Here is a 4,070-nt window from a genome sequence, read left to right on the forward strand (position 1 = left end):
AAGCGCGGCGTGCCCCGCCCGGTCTCGCCCGCCGACGCGATCGCGATCGCCGACGATGCCGAAGAGGAAGCGCGCGAGCCCTGGATCGGGCTTCGCGACAAGGCAGTGCTGCTCCTGCTCTACGGCGCGGGGCTGCGCATCGGCGAGGCGGTGGCGCTGACCGGCGCGGCGCTGCCGCTGGGCGAGACGCTGATCGTCACGGGCAAGCGCGCCAAGACGCGCATCGTGCCCCTGCTGCCGCAGGTGCGCGACGCGATCGAGGCCTATCTCGCGACCTGTCCCTGGGCGTGCGCGCGCGATCTGCCGCTGTTTCGCGGCCATAAGGGCGGCGCGCTCTCGCCCGACATCATCCGCCGCGCGGTGCGCGGTGCGCGGGCGCGGCTGTCGCTGCCCGATCGCACGACGCCGCACGCGCTGCGCCACAGCTTCGCGACGCACCTGCTCGGGCGCGGCGCCGATCTGCGCGCGCTGCAGGAGCTGCTCGGCCATGCCAGCCTGTCCTCGACGCAGGTCTATACCGGCGTCGATGCCGCGCACCTGCTCGACGTCTATCGCAACGCCCATCCGCGTGCGTAACGATTGTTGACGCGGCGGTCGGCGTCGGCGGTGATAGAGGTCACGCCATGAAGACGCACCCCACCCCTTGGCTCCGCCGTCTCGCCGTCATCGTCGGGACATTGTTCGTCGCCTCGCAGGCTTCCGCGAACGCGGTCGCTCCCGCACAGCCGCCGCAACAGGCGCAGGTCCCCGCCGCGCAGCCGCACATGCTGCTCGCGACGCTCACCTGCACGCGCGTCGGCACCCGGATGGTCTGCTGATCGGAGCTTAGAGACCGTCCTGTTGACGTTGAACACTCGTCACCCCGGCTCAAGGCCGGGGTGACATTCAGCTTGAGCAGGACAGCCTCCAGGAAGCGTCCGCTCAGGATTCGGGCAGGAAGTCCGCCACCGAAAGATAGCGTTCGCCGGTGTCATAGTTGAACCCCAGGATCCGCGCGCCCGGCGCCTGCTTCAGCTTCTGCGCGATCGCGGCCAGCGTCGCGCCTGAGGAAATGCCGACCAATAGGCCTTCCTCGCGCGCCGAGCGCCGGGCATATTCCTTGGCGTCGTTGGGATCGACCTGGATCACGCCGTCGAGCAGATCGGTGTGGAGATTTTCGGGGATGAAGCCCGCGCCGATGCCCTGGATCGGATGCGGCGCGGGCTGGCCGCCCGAGATCACCGGCGATAGCGTCGGCTCGACCGCGAACACCTTGAGCCCCGGCCAGCGCGCCTTGAGCACCTGCGCGGCGCCGGTGATATGCCCGCCGGTGCCCACGCCGGTAATCAGCATGTCCGGCGGCGAATCGGCGAAATCGGCGAAAATCTCCTCGGCGGTGGTCTTGACGTGCACATCGATGTTGGCGGGATTGTCGAACTGCTCGGCCATCCACGCGCCCGGCGTCGAGGCGACGATCTCCAGCCCGCGTTCCAGCGCGCCCTTCATCCCCCGGTCGCGCGGGGTGAGATCGAAGGTCGCGCCATAGGCCAGCATCACGCGCCGCCGCTCGAGGCTCATGCTGTCGGGCATGACGAGGATGACCTTGTAGCCCTTGACCGCGCCGACCATCGCGAGACCGATCCCGGTGTTGCCGCTGGTCGGCTCGACGATCGTGCCGCCGGGCTTGAGCGCGCCCGATGCCTCCGCCTGCTCGACCATCGCGAGCGCGATCCGGTCCTTGATCGAGCCGCCGGGATTCTGCCGCTCGCACTTCACCCACACCTCGGCATCGGGGAACATGCGCGACAGGCGCACGTGCGGGGTGTTGCCGATCGTCTCGAGTATCGTCGCCGCCTTCATGGCCGTTGCTCCTCTTGAGGTTCGAGCGTTGGGGGGTCGAAGTTACGCGCGCGGCGCAGTTCGGGAAAGAGAAGGCTCCACGCGATCGTCACCCCGATTGCGCCGAGCCCGCCGAGCACCACCGCCGGAACCGCGCCGATCAGCGCCGCGAGCAGCCCGCTCTCCGCCTCGCCCAGCTCGTTCGAGCCCGAGATGAACAAGGACGAGATCGCGCCGACGCGGCCGCGCATCGCGTTGGGCGTGTTGATCTGGATCAGGGATTGGCGGACGAACACCGAGATCATGTCCGCCGATCCCAGCACCGCGAGGCACAGCATCGACAGCGGCACCCAGCGCGACAGCCCGAACCCCACCGTCGCGAGCCCGAACACCGCCACCGCGCACAGCATCTTGACCCCGACATGCGTTCGGAGCGGGCTCCAGCCGAGCAGGATCGCGGTCAGCGCCGATCCCACCGCCGGCGCGGCGCGCAGGTTGCCGAGCCCCGTCGCGCCGACATGCAGGATGTCGCGCGCATAGACGGGCAGCATCGCGGTCGCCCCGCCGAGCAGCACCGCGAACAGATCGAGGCTGATCGCGCCGAGCACGATGCGGTTCCGGCGCACGAAGCGCGCGCCGTCGATCATCTGCTGGATGGGCGGCGCGGCTGCGATCGCCGTGCGGGGCACGGGCCGGATCAGCATCAGCATGGCGAACACGATCAGGAACAGGATCGTCGCGAAGGCGAACGGGATGGTCGCGCCCACCGCATAGAGATAGCCGCCGAGCGCGGGCCCGACGATCGCGCCGGTCTGCCAGGAGACCGAGCTCACCGCGATCGCGGTCGGCAGCACCTCGCGCGGCACCAGATTGGGCGCGAGCGCCCCGAAGGCCGGATTGGCGAAGGCGCGCGCGACGCCGAGCAGCGCCGCCACCGCGAACAAGGCGGGCAGGCTGGTCGACTGGTGATAGGCCAGCGCCGCCAGCGCCGCCGCGCAGGCCGCCTCCAGCAGCGCCGTCGATCGCACGATGAAGCGGCGGTCGACGCGATCGGCGACCCAGCCGACGACCAGCGTCAGCAGCGCCAGCGGCAGGAACTGGCAGATGCCGATCAGCCCGAGCCGGAACGCGGCGTCGTTGACGCCCATCCCCGATCGCCGCGCGATATCATAGACCTCCCAACCGATCACCACGACCATCGAGGTCTGCGCGATCGTGCTAGAAAGCCGCGCCGCCCAGTAGAAACGATAATCGCGGAAGGTGAAGGGGTGGGGAACGGCCGCCATCCACCCGCCTTAAGCCGCGCCAAGGTGCAGGGGCAACGCCAGTTGCGCTTTCCGCCTGCCCAGCGTTGCTATCAGTGCCTGCCCCGAGCCCCCCGCTTACCGGCACCCCGGCGAAGGCCGGGTTTCGAGTGAGTTTGCGCGTGACCCTGTTCCTCCCCTGTGAGGGGAGGTGGCATCGCGCAGCGATGACGGAGGGGTGTCGCCCTCCGGATAGCGTGTCACCCCTCCGTCTGGCTTTGCCAGCCACCTCCCCTGCCAGGAGAGGAGCGTCAGGTCCTCTAGGTAACGACCCTCAGCGCAGCCGGCACAGCTTGACGTTGCGCACCGTCATCGCGACCGCGCCCTTGGTGTGCAGCTCGACCGTGAACGGCGCGCCGGTCGTGGTGACGGGGCGCGAGAAGCTGCTCGATCCGTCGTCGCCCTTGACGATCTTGACGTCGAACTCCCGCCCCGGGATCGCGCTGGCGGCACCCGTCAGCGTGAAGGTCGCATCGTCGCCGAGATGCCTGACGTCGAAATCGGCGTTGAGCTGGTAGACGCCGGGCGGCCCGGCATCGACGGTCATGATGAAGGCGGCGGCGCCTTGCTTATCCTTCTTGTCCGGCGTGAATTCGATCAGCGTCGATGCGGCGCCGGGCTGCGCGGTGGTGCTGCCCTTGCCCGTACCGCCGTAGGACCATGTTCCCGCGCCGACGCAGGCTGGAGCGGTGGGAGCTTGCGCGAAGGCCGGGGAGGCGAAGGTGACGGCGGCGATTATCGCCAAAGAACGCATCGACATCTCCTGTCCCTGCTTGGCGCAGGCATATCGCGATGACCGATGCCAGACAAGCTCAAGCCAGCCGTCACCCCGGCCTTGAGCCGGGGTCCCGCTGCTTGGCCGACGGTGAAGAAGAAGCGGGACCCCGGCTCAAGGCCGGGGTGACGTCTCAGCCTGACGGGACAGCCTCTGACATGTTCAAACGATAC

The 4,070-nt window shown here is 69.1% G+C and carries 5 protein-coding genes; 2 read left to right on the forward strand and 3 right to left on the reverse strand.

Features of this window, described 5'->3' with window-relative positions; translation table 11 throughout:
- Together HUU94_RS03485 and HUU94_RS03490 are read left to right on the forward strand one after the other, a co-directional pair.
- On the forward strand, window positions 1-576 hold a 576-nt coding region (locus tag HUU94_RS03485), incomplete at its 5' end, for a tyrosine-type recombinase/integrase (RefSeq protein WP_174273729.1).
- A gap of 47 nt (window positions 577-623) precedes the next feature.
- Entirely contained in the window at window positions 624-818 is a 195-nt protein-coding gene (locus HUU94_RS03490) for a hypothetical protein (protein WP_174273730.1), read from the forward strand.
- 103 nt (window positions 819-921) lie between these two features.
- On the opposite strand, the gene cysK is transcribed toward HUU94_RS03490, so the two are convergent.
- The 3 genes from cysK to HUU94_RS03505 form a co-directional block, all read right to left on the reverse strand.
- Window positions 922-1,839, reverse strand: coding sequence for a cysteine synthase A (gene cysK, locus HUU94_RS03495; RefSeq protein WP_174273731.1), 918 nt, complete (start codon window positions 1,837-1,839; stop codon window positions 922-924).
- Window positions 1,836-3,104, reverse strand: a complete 1,269-nt coding sequence (locus HUU94_RS03500; protein ID WP_174273732.1) for an MFS transporter — start codon at window positions 3,102-3,104, stop codon at window positions 1,836-1,838. The genes cysK and HUU94_RS03500 overlap by 4 nt, the downstream gene beginning before the upstream one ends.
- A 292-nt stretch (window positions 3,105-3,396) precedes the next feature.
- Window positions 3,397-3,876: a hypothetical protein gene (locus tag HUU94_RS03505; protein ID WP_174273733.1), complete on the reverse strand. Its 480-nt coding sequence runs from the start codon at window positions 3,874-3,876 to the stop codon at window positions 3,397-3,399.
- Window positions 3,877-4,070 lie beyond the last annotated feature (194 nt).

The organism is Sphingomonas bacterium, from assembly GCF_903644055.1.
Taxonomy (GTDB): domain Bacteria; phylum Pseudomonadota; class Alphaproteobacteria; order Sphingomonadales; family Sphingomonadaceae; genus Sphingomonas_I.